18 protein-coding genes and 2 tRNA genes are annotated in these 14,449 nt (G+C 42.3%); 12 read left to right on the top strand and 8 right to left on the bottom strand.

The window, feature by feature from the left end:
• The first annotated feature begins 96 nt into the window (after positions 1-96).
• The 3 genes from sufC to PY04_RS06280 are packed head-to-tail and all read left to right on the top strand — an operon-like array spanning position 97 to position 2,802.
• On the top strand, positions 97-840 hold the full coding sequence (sufC, locus tag PY04_RS06290; protein WP_014734301.1) for a Fe-S cluster assembly ATPase SufC: 744 nt from the start codon (positions 97-99) through the stop codon (positions 838-840).
• Complete coding sequence (locus PY04_RS06285; protein WP_014734300.1) at positions 833-2,173, top strand: SufD family Fe-S cluster assembly protein; 1,341 nt, start codon at positions 833-835, stop codon at positions 2,171-2,173. The genes sufC and PY04_RS06285 overlap by 8 nt, the downstream gene beginning before the upstream one ends.
• Before the next feature lie 26 nt (positions 2,174-2,199).
• Entirely contained in the window at positions 2,200-2,802 is a 603-nt protein-coding gene (locus PY04_RS06280; protein ID WP_048056055.1) for a class I SAM-dependent methyltransferase, read from the top strand.
• Here the strand turns inward: PY04_RS06280 and PY04_RS06275 are convergent.
• Both PY04_RS06275 and PY04_RS06270 read right to left on the bottom strand, forming a co-directional pair.
• Positions 2,755-2,985, bottom strand: coding sequence for a hypothetical protein (locus PY04_RS06275; protein ID WP_048056054.1), 231 nt, complete (start codon positions 2,983-2,985; stop codon positions 2,755-2,757). The two genes, PY04_RS06280 and PY04_RS06275, sit on opposite strands and share 48 nt — an antisense overlap.
• 5 nt (positions 2,986-2,990) lie before the next feature.
• Entirely contained in the window at positions 2,991-3,572 is a 582-nt protein-coding gene (locus PY04_RS06270; RefSeq protein WP_048056223.1) for a NifB/NifX family molybdenum-iron cluster-binding protein, read from the bottom strand.
• A 113-nt stretch (positions 3,573-3,685) separates the two neighbouring features.
• Between PY04_RS06270 and PY04_RS06265 the strand changes: the two genes are divergently transcribed.
• A complete protein-coding gene (locus PY04_RS06265) occupies positions 3,686-4,087 on the top strand; it encodes a NifB/NifX family molybdenum-iron cluster-binding protein (RefSeq protein WP_014734297.1) in 402 nt (133 codons plus the stop codon).
• Here the strand turns inward: PY04_RS06265 and PY04_RS06260 are convergent.
• Entirely contained in the window at positions 4,084-4,737 is a 654-nt protein-coding gene (locus tag PY04_RS06260) for an MBL fold metallo-hydrolase (protein WP_048056053.1), read from the bottom strand. The two genes, PY04_RS06265 and PY04_RS06260, sit on opposite strands and share 4 nt — an antisense overlap.
• Positions 4,738-4,835: 98 nt before the next feature.
• Between PY04_RS06260 and PY04_RS06255 the strand changes: the two genes are divergently transcribed.
• The 3 genes from PY04_RS06255 to PY04_RS06245 all read left to right on the top strand — a co-directional run bounded on the left by PY04_RS06255 (position 4,836) and on the right by PY04_RS06245 (position 7,725).
• Positions 4,836-5,033, top strand: coding sequence for a C2H2-type zinc finger protein (locus tag PY04_RS06255; protein ID WP_014734295.1), 198 nt, complete (start codon positions 4,836-4,838; stop codon positions 5,031-5,033).
• Positions 5,034-5,093: 60 nt separating this feature from the next.
• Positions 5,094-5,783, top strand: coding sequence for a diphthine--ammonia ligase (locus tag PY04_RS06250; protein WP_014734294.1), 690 nt, complete (start codon positions 5,094-5,096; stop codon positions 5,781-5,783).
• Positions 5,784-5,874: 91 nt separating this feature from the next.
• Positions 5,875-7,725 (top strand): prolyl oligopeptidase family serine peptidase, encoded by a 1,851-nt coding sequence (locus PY04_RS06245; protein WP_014734293.1) that lies wholly within the window; start codon positions 5,875-5,877, stop codon positions 7,723-7,725.
• Position 7,726: 1 nt separating this feature from the next.
• On the opposite strand, the gene PY04_RS06240 is transcribed toward PY04_RS06245, so the two are convergent.
• Positions 7,727-7,972 carry a hypothetical protein gene (locus PY04_RS06240; protein ID WP_014734292.1) on the bottom strand — a complete coding sequence of 82 codons (246 nt, stop codon included), beginning with the start codon at positions 7,970-7,972 and terminating at the stop codon, positions 7,727-7,729.
• 95 nt (positions 7,973-8,067) lie between these two features.
• Here PY04_RS06240 and PY04_RS06235 point away from each other — a divergent pair, with 95 nt between their 5' ends.
• From PY04_RS06235 to PY04_RS06220, 4 genes are all read left to right on the top strand, one after another.
• Positions 8,068-8,337 (top strand): 50S ribosomal protein L34e, encoded by a 270-nt coding sequence (locus PY04_RS06235; protein ID WP_014734291.1) that lies wholly within the window; start codon positions 8,068-8,070, stop codon positions 8,335-8,337.
• Positions 8,338-8,348: 11 nt separating this feature from the next.
• Positions 8,349-8,927: a (d)CMP kinase gene (gene cmk / locus PY04_RS06230; RefSeq protein ID WP_014734290.1), complete on the top strand. Its 579-nt coding sequence runs from the start codon at positions 8,349-8,351 to the stop codon at positions 8,925-8,927.
• Positions 8,928-9,179 carry a 50S ribosomal protein L14e gene (locus tag PY04_RS06225; RefSeq protein ID WP_014734289.1) on the top strand — a complete coding sequence of 84 codons (252 nt, stop codon included), beginning with the start codon at positions 8,928-8,930 and terminating at the stop codon, positions 9,177-9,179. It abuts the gene before it with no gap.
• A 289-nt stretch (positions 9,180-9,468) separates the two neighbouring features.
• Positions 9,469-10,476 (top strand): histone deacetylase family protein, encoded by a 1,008-nt coding sequence (locus tag PY04_RS06220; protein ID WP_014734288.1) that lies wholly within the window; start codon positions 9,469-9,471, stop codon positions 10,474-10,476.
• A 63-nt stretch (positions 10,477-10,539) separates the two neighbouring features.
• Here PY04_RS06220 and PY04_RS06215 read toward each other — a convergent pair.
• The 3 genes from PY04_RS06215 to PY04_RS06205 form a co-directional block, all read right to left on the bottom strand.
• A tRNA-Ile gene (locus tag PY04_RS06215) sits at positions 10,540-10,617 on the bottom strand.
• A gap of 4 nt (positions 10,618-10,621) precedes the next feature.
• Positions 10,622-10,699, bottom strand: a tRNA-Glu gene (locus tag PY04_RS06210).
• 47 nt (positions 10,700-10,746) lie between these two features.
• The gene (locus PY04_RS06205; protein ID WP_014734287.1) at positions 10,747-11,244 is read right to left on the bottom strand and encodes a DUF2118 family protein; all 498 of its coding nucleotides are present in this window, start codon (positions 11,242-11,244) and stop codon (positions 10,747-10,749) included.
• Between the two features lie 164 nt (positions 11,245-11,408).
• On the opposite strand from PY04_RS06205, the gene for reads away from it, so the two are divergent.
• Complete coding sequence (gene for, locus PY04_RS06200; RefSeq protein ID WP_014734286.1) at positions 11,409-13,268, top strand: tungsten-containing formaldehyde ferredoxin oxidoreductase; 1,860 nt, start codon at positions 11,409-11,411, stop codon at positions 13,266-13,268.
• On the opposite strand, the gene PY04_RS06195 is transcribed toward for, so the two are convergent.
• Entirely contained in the window at positions 13,260-14,357 is a 1,098-nt protein-coding gene (locus PY04_RS06195; RefSeq protein ID WP_014734285.1) for a 26S protease regulatory subunit, read from the bottom strand. The two genes, for and PY04_RS06195, sit on opposite strands and share 9 nt — an antisense overlap.
• Positions 14,358-14,449 lie beyond the last annotated feature (92 nt).

Here is a 14,449-nt window from a genome sequence, read left to right as displayed (position 1 = left end):
TAAACCTTAAGTAACCTATAAAGAATATTGCATTCCACATAAATGTCCCAAAATGCTTAAAAAATGAACCTTTCAGATACACACGGAGGTGGTCTAATGCTCAAAGTTGAGAATCTCCATGTGAGTGCTGGTGGGAAGGAGATACTTAAGGGAGTAAATCTAACCGTAAACCCTGGCGAGTTCCATATAATTATGGGCCCTAACGGCTCAGGAAAATCAACTCTTGCACTTACAATAGCAGGTCATCCAAAGTATAAGATCACTCGAGGAAAGATAAAGCTAAATGGTGAAGACATAACAGATTTACCCCCGGATGAGAGGGCTAAAAGAGGAATATTCCTAGCATTTCAAGTTCCTCCTGAAGTTGAAGGGGTTAGAATAATAGACTTCCTCACCCAAGTTCTCAGCGAACTTAAAGGAATAGATGTAATGAAGGCGTACGATATTATCAAAGAGAAGGCCCAGGAACTATGGTTCAAAGAAGAAGATCTAAGGAGATGCATAAATGTAGGTTTTTCGGGCGGTGAGAGAAAGAGACTAGAACTTCTTCAGGCTCTCTTGATCGAACCAAAGGTTCTGATACTTGATGAACCGGATAGTGGAGTGGATGTGGACTCTCTAAGCGTAATAAGCAGAAAAATTGAAGAACTTCATAAGAAGGGGATATCAATAGTCCTGATAACTCACTACGGCAGAATACTGAAGCATATAGACAGAGAGAACATCATTGTTCATGTAATGGAGAGTGGAAGGATAATAAAAAGTGGTGGAGCCGAGCTTGTGGATATAATTGAAGCCGAGGGATTTAAGGCTGTTCTTGGAGGTGATTCTAATGAGTGAAACCCTAACTTTGATGGATGCAAGATCAATAATTGAGAATCAAATAGAGGAGCTAGCAAAAAGAAATAGAGAGCCTGAATGGATGACGAGACTAAGATACAAAGCTCTCGATGAATTTATGAAGGCTCCTCATGTTGATCCAATAATTGATGAAGAGTCTCTTCTGAAGTTCATAGCAAAGCCTGAGGTTGAAGGTCTTCCTGAGAAAATTGAAAGTTTAGATGACTTGCCACCTGAGATGAAGGCTTTACTTGACAGGCTTGGGATCTCAGAAGTTGAGCAAAAGTATATAGCAGGTTTAGCCGTTCAAACTGATACAGGAGTTATATATAACCAGTTTCTTCAGGAGTGGGCTAAGAAGGGTCTCATTGTAATGCCAACTGAAGAAGCCGTAAGGAAATACCCTGAGGTCATGAAAGAGCACTTCCTAAAACTTTTCAAGGCTGGTGAGAATAAGTTAACTGCATATCATACAGCAGTGTGGAATGGTGGAATTTTCCTTTATCTAAAGGAGAACTTAAAGGTTCCTTTCCCACTTCATTTATTCTTCTTAATTCAGGAGAGCTCTCTGGCTCAAGCTCCTCATATCGTTATAATTGCCGAAAAGAATAGTGAAGTTCACCTAATTGAAGGATGTACTGCTCCAATACTGGTTAGACACTCGCTTCATCTTGACATGACTGAAGCCTATCTCCATGAGGGATCAAAGGTCAGGCTCACGGTTCTTCAGAATTGGCCTGAATACGTTCATACGAGACCCATGACAAGGGCCAAGGTCGGAAAAAATGCCCAATTCTTGAACACGACAGTAAGTCTTGGAGCCGGAAAAAGCAATATTGCCAATCCAAAGTATTGGGTAAGGGAAGGTGGTTACGTGGAGTTAAATGGAATAATCCTGGGTCAAAAGGACTGGTACATAGACCTGGGCGGTGAGATGTACCTTGAGGGGGAAGGGTCTAAAGGCATAAATGCAAGTAAATCCGTCATAATGGATGAGTCCACTGTCATCACTAGGGGAAAGATAGTGGCCATTGCTCCGAAAACAAAAGGTCATATAAGCTGTGATGCTTTATTAATGAGTGATAAAGCCAGGATGGAAACATATCCGGGATTAGTAAGCCTCGTTGATGATGCAGAACTTAGTCATGAGGCTGCTATAGGAAAAATCAGGGAAGAAGAACTGTTCTATTTAATGTCAAGGGGTTTAAGCGAGGAAAAGGCAACTCAACTTATAGTGAAGGGCTTCCTTGAGCCCATGCTAAAGGACATTCCTGTTGAGTTCCTTGTAGAGATAAGAAAGATAATAGAGCTCGCAGTGAGTGGGGGGATGTAGTTACGTACAGGGAAAAATATGATAGAATAGGAGAAAAGTACGACTTACTCGAAATTCCCCTTGACAAATTTTTTGAAAAGCTTAGAGAAAAAGCCATAAGGTATATTCAACCTGGAAGCAGAGTTCTTGAGGTTGGAATAGGAACTGGAAAGACTCTGAAGTATTATCCAAAAAACATAGAACTTTACGCAGTAGATGGAAGTATTAAAATGCTTGAAATAGCTAAGAAAAAGGCAGAAAGCTTGGGAATTAATGTGAACTTTTTCCATGCAGATGTTGAGAACCTTCCTTTTCCCGACAATGTTTTTGATTATGTCGTTTCTTCTTTCGTCTTTTGTACTGTTCCAAATCCGGAAAGAGGTATGCTTGAGATTAAACGGGTTCTTAAACCTGGTGGAAGGGCTATATTCCTAGAGCACACTTTAAGCGACAGTAAAGCTATAAATAACTTACTCTTAAGGCCCTTAGAGTTCCTATTAAAGCCTCTTCTTGATGATGAGACAACGCGAAAGACCCATGAGCTTGTGAGAAAATTCTTTGAAGTTGAAAAAGAAGAAAAACATTACAAGGGAGTTGTGAGGTTAATAATAGGGAGGAAACCACATTCTTGGCCCTCTAGGCCTTATTAGGGCTCTAATAATCATTATTACGATAAGAGCAATCACATAGGGTGCGGCAACAAGAAACAGCTTGAGGAGTATGTAAAGCATTGCTAGCAATAGGAGTATGTCAAGTAGCCAGAAGAGGCTTCCTCCAAAGGGATAAAAGGGAGAAAATCTTCTGCCGTACCCTCTTCCCATACCTCTGGGCAATTACTTCACCACCACCAGCCATAAAGCCATCTTAAGGTTCTTCTACTTGGCATTCCAGTCCATGGGCAGTAGCCGAGTCTTGCTCCCCAGCCTCTTCCACCTCTTCCCCAACCACGTCCCCAACCTCTGCCCCAGCCTCTTCCTCTTCCCCATCCCCATCCTGGCCCCCAATAGTAGGCAGGTACAACTGGAGTTTGCGGGGCAACTGGGGCAGTTACCGCTGGACCAAATACTCTTGGAACTTGTGATGGTGTTGGAGTTTCTTGGGTGACAACTTTAACTGCATCTTCAACTTTAGTCCCGGGTGCAACTGTGTATAGTCTTATTCCTGCGGCCTGTATTGCACCCAACGCGTTCGGTCCAACCTGAGGAGCAACTATTGCCTCAACACCTTCATTTATGAGCGTTTGCACAGCAAGTGGGCCTGCTCCGCCAGCAGCTGTTGCAGCTGGGTTCTGAATGATTTTTGTGCTCGTTATGTTCCCGTTTTCATCTATGTCAGCAATTAAAAATGCCGGAGCTCTTGCAAATACGGGGGCAACGGTGTCTTCTAATCCTCCACCATTTGTCGGAACAGCAACCCTCACCATACTCCCTCACCAATATTTTGTGCATATGCTCATAAATATAAACTTTTCGGTTAGCCTAACGCCAATCTTTATAAATATTTTAGGGTAGCCTAACTTGGAGGTGGGGAAAAATGAGGTGTTTGAAAGTTGCTTTCGGCATGGAAAGTGATGATAAGCTAATAGACGCTCACTACGGTGATTCAAATTTCTTTGCAATATATGAAGTTTGTGAAAATGGAGAGGTCAGATTATTAGAGAAAAGGCACAATAAAGCAAGAGATATGGAGGAAGAAGATGAGGGTCATGGCGATCCAAGGAAGTTCAGGGCAATAATCGAACTCTTAAAAGACGTTGATGTTCTTGCAGCGTTTAGAATGGGGCCCAACTTTCTTAGAATAAGAGATCAGAGCGATAAAGTTGCATTTTTTACGAGAACTAGAGATCTAAATGTGGCCCTTCAAAGGGTTTTAGAAAACTTTGATGAGCTGTGGAGACAAGTTCAAGAAAAGAAAAAAGCTAATATGTCCTACTAAACATCAATTATTGTTCCAGTCCTGACCTCTACGAACTTATCTGGAAATTTTTTCTTTATGTAGTCTTTTGCTACATCTCCGGAACAGTGGGCAGGTGCTATTAATTCAGATAGTTCTGCAAGTCTGTTCAATCTCCATATGGGAGGAGAGTGAAATCCTCCAATTACCAAATATGCCTTTTCATTGCCAGAAACTTTCAAAACTTCTTCCACAAGCCTGTCAACTCCAGGGTGGCTACAGCCAACGATTATCACAAGACCAGAACTAGTTTCAACGCCCATTGCATGCTCAATACCTTCTAAAACACCTGAGGTATAGAACTTATCTTCAATCTTTCCTCCGTCCCTTACTGGAACCGGTTCAAATCCCCATCTCATAGCCATGGCCATTCCTTCTATTGGAGCATACAACTTTATTCCAGGATTAAGCTCAGCTATATATGGCATTCCCCCATAGTGATCATAGTGCCAGTGGCTTAGGAAAGCGAACTTTATATTTTTTAGACTCACCCCAAGGATCCTTGCATTGTGGGCTAGAACAAGGGGATTCGTGTCGGCATCGAATATCACGCGATCCACTAGAATGCTCCATCCCCACTCATTAATTAATCCTCTAGCGGGGACATTATCATTTAGAACTACCAACCTCATGAAAAGGGATTAGGGTGACCTAATATTTAAAAGGTTATGCATGAGACCATAAAAAGGTTTATAAAGTGCCCAATTTCTCAACCATCGGAGGGAGGAAAATGGTGAGGCTTAGGGCGATCATCGTTAGAGATAGAGATGGTGAGGAATTCCTTAGATGCCCCAGATGTGGTATGGTATTCAAAAGAAGAAAGGATTACATAAAGCACGTTAACAAGGCTCATGGATGGCTATTTGGCAGGGGTAAGCCCAAGGGTAAGAGACTTCAAAAGAAGTATGCAAAGAAGCTTTCTAAGTGAATCTTGGATTCATAATTATTTTTGATGATGAAACAGCCAGGACCCTGAATGGGATGATGAATGGTGGGCTTAGCTGATGTAGTGGTTCTCTATTCTGGTGGAAAAGATTCGAATTATGCTCTTTATTGGGCGATTAAGAGCGGGTTTAACGTTCGTTATCTTGTTTCTATGGTAAGCGAGAACGAAGAGAGTTACATGTATCATACTCCAAACATAGAGTTGACAGATCTCCAGGCCAAATCTCTTGGTATACCCATTATTAAGGGATTTACAAGGGGAGAAAAAGAGGAAGAAGTTGAGGACTTAAAAAAAGTCCTCGAAAGTCTGAAAATAGAGGGAATAGTTGCAGGCGCCTTAGCCAGTAGATACCAAAAAGATAGAATTGAAAAAGTTGCTAGGGAGCTTGGTCTAAGGGTTTATGCCCCTGCATGGGGAAGGGATCCAGAGGAGTATATGAGAGATATTGTCCACTTAGGATTTGAAGTTATATTTGTTGGGGTTTCCGCTTATGGATTAGATGAAACTTGGCTTGGAAGAAGGATTGATGAGAAAGTAATTGAAGATCTTATAGAGCTTAAAAATAAATTTGGTATTCATGTTGCTGGGGAAGGGGGAGAGTTTGAGACATTTGTCCTTGATATGCCATTGTTCAAATACAAGATAGTTATAGACAAAGCCGAAAAAATATGGGATCCCTACACAAATTCTGGAAGGCTTATAATAAAAGAGGCCCATCTTGAAAGAAAATGACTTTCTCCTCCTTCTGAAGGTGATACTCTGAAAAAGGAGAGCAACAACTTTTATAAAAATCCTAGTTTTAACGTTAAAATGGTGGTTTTCTATGCATGATCCCTATGAATGGATGGAAAATCTCAATGATGAGAGGGTTTTGAAGCTCGTTGAAGACGAAAATAGAAGATTTCGAGAGTTCATCGGCAAACTCAGCGAGGAACTGTTTCCCGAAGTCTGGAAGTACTTCTCAATACCAACAATTTATCAGGCAAGAATAACCGAAAGGGGAATTATAGTTGCCTTAAGAGAGAAGGACAGACAAGTTATAAAGTGGCTTAATGGAGATGTCATAGTTGACTCAAAGGAGCTTGAAAAAGAGGTAGGAGATGAAGTTCTACTTCAGGGGTTCACGACAGATAAAACTGGTAAGAAACTGGCCTACAGCTTCTCCATAGGCGGTGCTGATGAGGGAATAACGAGGATTATCGATGTTGACTCTAGGGAAATATTGGAGGAGATAAAACCATCCATATGGAACATAGTCTTCCACAAGGATGGCTATTACTTTGCACGGTTCTATAGGAAAGAGAAGACACCTGATGGCGTAGATCCCCCTGCAGAAAGGCTTTTCTGGAAGGATAAAGATGGAGAGAGAATGGTCTTTGGAGAGGGCCTTAAGTCGGGATATTTCATGTCTTTATTCAAGAGTTCTGATGAAAAGTTTGCCATAGTAACAGTAACCTATGGGTGGAATAAGGGAGAGGTGTGGCTTGGTCCCATAGATTCCCCCGAAGAATGGAAGAAGATTTATTCTGCAGAGGTTCCAGTAGAGCCAATAGACTTCATTGATGGATATCTTTATGTTCTAACAAAAGAAGGAAGGGGTCTTGGAAAGATAATTAGGGTTGGAGAAAATGGAAAAGAGGAGATAGTCCCAGAAGGGGAGTTTCCTCTCGAGTGGGCGATAATAGTTGACAATAAGATAATAGCTGGAAGGCTTGTTCATGCAAGCCACAAGATAGAAATTTACTCCCTCGAAGGCAGAAAGCTCAAGGAAATTACGTTTAAAGTTCCAGGAAGTGTGTACCCACTGCACAAGAATGATAAAAGAGCCATTATCAGATACGAAAGCTTTACTGTTCCCTACAGAATCTATGAAATTACCAATGAAGAGCTTAGAGTGATTGAAGAGAGGGTAGTGGAGGGAGAGTTTAGGATTGAAGAAGACTTTGCAACATCAAAAGATGGGACAAAGATTCACTACTTCATAGTCAAAGGAGAAAAAGATGAGAAGAAAGCATGGGTTTTTGGGTACGGTGGCTTCAATGTTTCACTAACTCCAAGATTTTTCCCACAGATGATTCCTTTTCTGGAGAGAGGTGGCACTTTTGTCATGGCTAATCTCAGGGGTGGAAGTGAGTACGGAGAAGAGTGGCATAAGGCTGGAATGAGAGAGAACAAGCAGAACGTCTTTGATGACTTCATAGCCGTTTTAAGTAAGCTCAAGTCCCAGGGGTATAAGGTGGCGGCATGGGGTAGAAGCAATGGGGGACTTTTAGTTTCTGCCGTTCTCGTTCAAAGACCAGATGTTATGGATGCAGCATTGATAGGATATCCTGTAATAGATATGCTGAAGTTCCATAAGTTATACATAGGCAGTGTGTGGATTCCAGAGTATGGAAATCCAGACGATCCAAAGGATAGGGAGTTCCTACTCAAATATAGCCCATACCACAATGTGAAACCTCAGAATTATCCTCCTACCCTTATATATACAGGTCTCCACGATGACAGAGTCCATCCTGCCCATGCCTTGAAGTTCTTCATGAAACTCAGGGAGGTCGGGGCTTCGGTGTATTTAAGAGTTGAAATGAAGAGTGGCCACATGGGGGCTTCTCCTGAAACTAGGGCGAGGGAAATAACTGATTTGCTAGCCTTTGTTTTGAAAACTTTATCCTGATTCATTTTCTTTTTCTTACCTCTACTAGCAGCTCTTTAACTGCCTTTACGAGTTCTTCAAGACTAGCTTTGTCATGGGTTATCCCTATTGTTATTTTCATATCCGTTGTCGCAAACGACACGTATACGGTGTTACCCTTACTATGGGCAAAGAACTGTTCTACAGTCTCCTCTCCGGCTTCGACCTCTTCCTCTCCTCCCGCTGGTATTTCGGGATCACTATCAAGTATCATTGGTCTGGGTTCCATCTCCATCAGCCACCAGTTTGAGTGCATGCTTTTAAAGTTAAGCCTTGGTTAAATTTAAAAATGCTCTTTTTTATGCCTAAAGCGAGGTGGAGAGAATGAAGCCAATGTACAGGTCAAGGTCATGGAGAAGGAAGTACGTTAGAACCCCTGGTGGAAGAGTCGTTGTGCACTTTGAGAGAAGAAAGCCAAAAATAGCCCACTGTGCCATCTGCGGAAGACCCCTAAATGGTATTCCAAGGGGGAGACCTGTTGAAATGAGAAAGCTTCCAAAGACTAAGAAGAGACCGGAGAGGCCAATGCCACACCTCTGTCCAAGGTGTATGCGCAGGGTTATGAAGGAGCAGATTAGATCTCAGCTTGCCTGAAGGGGTGCCCCATGCCAAAGGGGTGCCTCGTTATTACTGTAAGTGGCCTTGCAGGCTCGGGGACAACCACTTTGTGTAGAAAGCTTGCCCAACATTATGGGCTAAAGCATATTTATGCAGGGCTGATATTTAGACAAATGGCTAAGGAAATGGGAATGACGCTCGAAGAATTCCAGAAATACGCTGAACTTCATCCGGAGATTGATAGGGAAGTTGATAGGAGACAAATTGAAGCTGCGAAGGAGTGTAATGTTGTAATTGAGGGGAGATTGGCAGGGTGGATGGTAAAAAACGCCGATCTTAAGATATGGCTTGATGCTCCAATAAGGGTTAGGGCTGAAAGAGTTGCAAAAAGGGAAGGAATTAGTGTTGAAGAGGCCTTTATGAAGATAGCCGAAAGAGAAAAGCAGAACAGGAAAAGATATTTAAACCTATATGGTATCGACATTAACGACCTTTCAATATATGATTTAATAATTGACACATCTAAATGGTCGCCGGATGGGGTCTTCGCAATTGTGAAGGCCGCTATAGACCACCTGGACCCCGTCGGCGACGCGGGGTCAAAAAAGGAGAAGGAGGTGGGATGAATGCCTGCTATAGAGGTTGGTAGAATTGCTGTTGTAATTGCAGGAAGAAGAGCTGGGCAGAAGGTAGTCGTTGTTGACATAATTGACAAGAACTTTGTCTTAGTTACTGGGGCTGGCCTTAATAAGGTAAAGAGAAGAAGAATGAACATAAAGCACATTGAGCCACTCCCTGAGAAAATTAACATCCCAAGGGGAGCAAGCGACGAAGAAGTTAGGCAAGCTCTTGAGCAAGCAGGGATAAGCCTTGCCTAACCCCCTTTTAATATTGTTTTCTAAATTCCTTATGATCTAATTCTATGAATGGTCAAAGGTACTAAGTTTTGTCACCTTTGGTGCATTGAAGCTCTTGAGGACAAGAGAAACTATTCCCTTAAAAGCTACCCAATGAAGGAGAAGGGGCAGATCTCTATCCATTACAAAATTCTACACACAATTAATGAGTATGTGGGATAGTACTCTCCTAATATTGTTCCCTTCAAAACTCTTATAAGTTAGTTTTTCAATGAATTCCTTAGGTTTTAATTCTCGTGAGGGGGCTTTTATGATAGGGGAAATATATTACTCAAGAAAGTTCCTTGAACATAGACCATCGACATATCATCCAGAGAATCCTGGGAGGTTATGGGTAGCAATAACAGCTATTAGAGATCTCGGCCTAGATAACCATATTTTAGAGCCTCATCCAGTAGACGAGGACTATGTGAGGAAGATCCACGATCCTAGATATGTAGATTTAGTTAAAAATGCAGTGAGAGAGGGAAGAAGATATCTAGATCCTGACACATATGTTTCTCCAGGTACTTGGGAGGCAGCCCTTCTAGCTCTTGGTGCGGCTAGGCAGACAGCACTTACGGCTTTACATTATGGAGGTCTCAATATGGCCCTTGTGAGACCTCCTGGCCATCATGCAGGAAAAAATGGTAGGGCTATGGGAGCTCCAACATTGGGATTCTGCATATTCAACAATGCTGCTTCTGCCGTTATTGCACTAAAAGAAGAAGGATGTGAGAATGTTGTTGTGATAGACTTTGACGCTCATCATGGTAATGGTACACAGGAAATATTCTGGGAAGACCCGCACGTTATCCATATAGACCTTCATGAAAAGGAGATTTATCCTTGGACTGGCTATGAAACGGAAATTGGTGGGGGATTAGCTAAAGGGACAAAAATAAATCTCCCAATGCCTCACTATTCAGAAGATCCTGACTATATATATGTATGGAATGAAATTGTTCTTCCTATTTTAGATAGAATTAAGCCAAAAGTTATTGTTATTTCTGCAGGTTTTGATGGATTCAAGGGGGATGGTCTAACTACACTGAAGTTAACAGAAAGGTTCTTCTCTTATGCAGGTGCTACATTAAGAAAATATCCCATAGCCTTTATCTTGGAGGGAGGGTACGATATTGGGCTTAGAAAAGGTTTTCCTGCCTTTATAAGAGGGTATTCGGATGAAAAGATCAGGGACGATGGTAGCCCAAGCTATGAAACTTTGAAATTAGTTGAGTCTGTTAAGGATATTTTGAGTCCTTGGTGGCCTTTTTAAGCTCTTAAAAACATGTAATTTGAGTATTTGGCTTGTTAATAATTAACTAATTAATAAGAATTCTGGTGGGCCCGCGGGGCTTCGAACCCCGGACCTCCCGCTTATCAGGCGGGCGCTCTAACCAGGCTGAGCCACGGGCCCATGCTGGTGCCCCGGCCGGGATTTGAACCCGGGTCGCGGGATCGAGAGTCCCGCATGATTGACCGGGCTACACCACCGGGGCTTACCGCCGATATTGAGGGAGAGAATGGTTTTTATAAAATTTTCGGTTCACTCTTCTGGGAGGATATAGTAGACGTAGTTTGGTCTATTAGTAAATTCGTCAATGTAAACGACTGTTCCTGGTTTTGGAGGCTTCATATAGTGTACTTCCCCCTTTTTGGTTGTTACTGCAGCAAATGCATCCCCCTTTCTGACCCTATTTCCAACATCTGCAATTAAAGTTACGACGTATCCCTCGACAGGTAGTAGGAGTAGTTCATCTCCCTTCTTCAGCTCAATCCTAGTCCTTCTATCTGGGTATATTATTATGGCGTCTACCCTCATTTTGTGTTCGTACTGGTCAACATAGAAGTGAAACCTATCATAGACTTCTTTTGCTAAAAACTTTGCCTTTTCCTTCTCAATGAATTCTGGCAACTTGTCCCCTTTTTTCAACTTAACTTCTATGTTTCCCTGTATTACAATACAATCGTACTTTGCCTTACCATTATCATCAAAGCACTCTTCATATGTTGCCTCAACGAAAAGTTGAGGGATCCTTGCCATTTTGTCCACCATTACACGGAAAACCTCTTGACACTTTTAAGCTTAAATGTGCCTGATATTGCCATAGTAAACAACTACATTTAAAACTCTATTCAATTGTAAATATTTTCTGACTACAAAACATTTATTAGAATTCTTTAACAAACGTCAAGTGGTGGATTGCAATGAAAGGCTGGTGGGGAAGGATTCTTAGAGTTAACTTGACCACGGGGGAAGTTAAAGTTCAGGAATATTCTCCAGAAATCGCCAAAAAGTTCATTGGAGGAAGAGGACTAGCTGCGTGGATTCTGTGGAATGAAGTCAAAGGCGTAGATCCTCTAAGTCCAGAAAACAAGCTAGTCTTTGCATCTGGTCCATTTAATGGTCTTCCAACCCCTAGTGGTGGAAAAATGGTAGTTGCTGCGAAGAGTCCACTCACTGGCGGTTACGGTGATGGGAACCTTGGAACAATGGCCACTGTACATTTAAGGAAAGCTGGATACGATGCTCTCGTCGTTGAAGGAAAGGCTAAGAAGCCTGTATACATTTATATTGAGGATGACAACGTTAGCATATTGAGTGCTGAAGGGCTGTGGGGCAAAGGAACCTTTGAGACTGAAAGGGAGCTCAAAAAGATACATGGAAAGAACGTTGGAATTCTAAGCATAGGGCCTGCTGGAGAGCACTTAGTCAAATACGCTGTTGTAATGTCCCAAGAAGGAAGAGCTGCGGGAAGACCAGGAATGGGAGCAGTTATGGGAAGTAAAAAGCTAAAAGCAGTTGTAATCAGGGGAACGAAAGAAATTCCAGTTGCAGACAAGGAAGAACTCAGAAAGCTTAGCCAGGAAGCCTATGAGGCAATACTCAATGCTCCAGGATATCCATTCTGGAAGAGACAGGGAACTATGGCAGCAGTAGAATGGACAAATGAGAACTATGCACTTCCAACAAGAAACTTCCAGGATGGCCAGTTCGAATTTGCAAGATCAATTGATGGATACACGCTAGAAGGAATGAAAATCAAGCAGAGAGGCTGTCCCTATTGTAACATGCCTTGTGGAAACGTAGTCCTTGACGCTGAGGGTCAGGAGAGTGAACTTGATTATGAAAACGTCGCTTTGCTCGGTTCAAATCTTGGAATCGGGAAGCTTAACGAGGTCGCAGTTCTTAACAGGATAGCTGACGACATGGGAATGGATACGATAAGCCTTGGTGTCTCCATAGGCTTTGTCATGGAAGCCAAAGAGAGAGGATTACTTAAGGAGGGCCCAGAGTTTGGAGACTTCAAGGGAGCTAGAGAGCTTGCCTATGACATAGCTTACCGCAGAGGAGAGCTTGGAAACTTTGCGGCTGAGGGAGTTATGAGGATGGCTGAGAAGCTGGGTGACGACAGCTTTGCAATGCATGTCAAGGGCCTTGAAGTTAGCGGTTATAACAGCTATATCTACCCAGCAATGGCACTCGCATATGGAACGAGCTCAATAGGTGCTCACCATAAAGAAGCTTGGGTCATAGCGTGGGAGATAGGTACCGCACCCATAGAGGGGGAGAAGGCAAAGAAAGTAGAGTACAAGATAACCTATGACCCCATAAAGGCCCAAAAGGTTGTTGAGCTTCAGAGGTTGAGAGGCGGTCTATTCGAGATGCTTACTGCATGTAGGTTACCATGGGTCGAGATAGGATTAAGCTTGGACTACTATCCAAAGCTCCTCAAGGCAATTACGGGAGTTAACTACACATGGGATGACTTGTACACGGCAGCAGACAGAGTTTATGCCCTCATCAGAGCCTATTGGGTTAGAGAGTTCAACGGGAACTGGGATAGAACAAAGGATTATCCACCCAAGAGGTGGTTCATTGAGGGACTTAAGAGCGGTCCATACAAAGGACAACACCTCGACAAGGAGAAGTATGATGCATTACTTTCAGAGTACTATAAGCTCAGAGGATGGGATGAAAGAGGAATTCCCAAGAAAGAGACACTTGAAAAGCTTGGCCTTGACTTCGTTATTCCAGAACTCGAAAAGGTTACCAAATTAACTTAGTCCAAACTCTTTTGCCCATTTTTCATATTTCCTTATGTCTGTCTTTGTGATTGGGCTCTTAATTTTCTTGAAAGCTTCTTTAAAGTCATTAAGATCCAGTGGCCTCATTGCCAAGTTCTTCCCAGTGAGTGTTGAAACTCTAAGAGGGTCACTTAGCTCTGGGTTCATGTCTTCAAGCATTTTCATCGTTGCAATTTTTACCACATTGGCTATCTCTCTCCCCGAATAAAGCCTTTTCACAGCCTCTCTAGCTAATTTTGTCAAGTTTAGACGGTAAGGTATCCCTCTTAGGTGAATTTTGAAAATTTCTTCTGCAGCTTTAGTATCTGGTAGTGGCACGTAGATCCTTATAGGTAGCCTAGAAAGCATTGCTTCATCAAGATCCCAAGGTGCATTAGTTGTCGTTAGCAGAATTACCTTACCTCTACTCTCCTTGAACCCATCAATTTCAGCAAGTAGAGTTCCTATCATTCTCCTCGCAGCATCATCGAGAGAAGATCTTTTGATCGTTAGTGAGTCAACTTCGTCTATGAACACGACACTTGGGCTTAGCTGTCTTGCCAGAGAAAATAACGCTGAAACAAGCTTTGAAGATTCACCAAAGTATTTGCTTAGCAAGTCACTAGCCTTTACACTGAAAAATGTGGCATTCAAACTACTAGCTACAGCACTTGCAAGTAGGCTTTTACCAGTTCCTGGAGGGCCAAAAAGTAGAATTCCCTGGGGAGGCTCTATTGGAGCTTTTGCAATACTTATACCAACGGCTTGTGAAATCATTTTCTTTGCCTCATGTAACCCTCCAATATCACTCCACGTAACATTACTTCTTTTTATTAACAGCTTTATCCTTTCAATGTATTCATCTTTTCCCTTGGCCTTTCTTTTATGTACATTTTTTGCTTTCTTTTCCCAATCTTTGGCCTGTTCAAGGAGTATATGGGACAATGATAGGTTCTCACTTGCTAGTTTTCTCAAAAGTTCTGAGCATCTAAGAGCTATTAGCCTAGCCTTATCATACTGCCCTAATGCGAGGGCCTTCTCAAACTCTTCTTCGCATTTCTGAACTTGTAGAAGTTGCAGCCTATCCATATATTTTTCATCCTCCTTGGAAATTTTCTGACATCCAAGAGAATATTATAAAGGTACTCTAATTTAAATTGTTTGGTGACCACAAGAGCAAC

The organism is Pyrococcus sp. ST04 (assembly GCF_000263735.1).
In the GTDB taxonomy this organism is placed as follows: Archaea; Methanobacteriota_B; Thermococci; order Thermococcales; family Thermococcaceae; genus Pyrococcus.
This window is presented reverse-complemented; position numbering and strand designations above follow the sequence as displayed.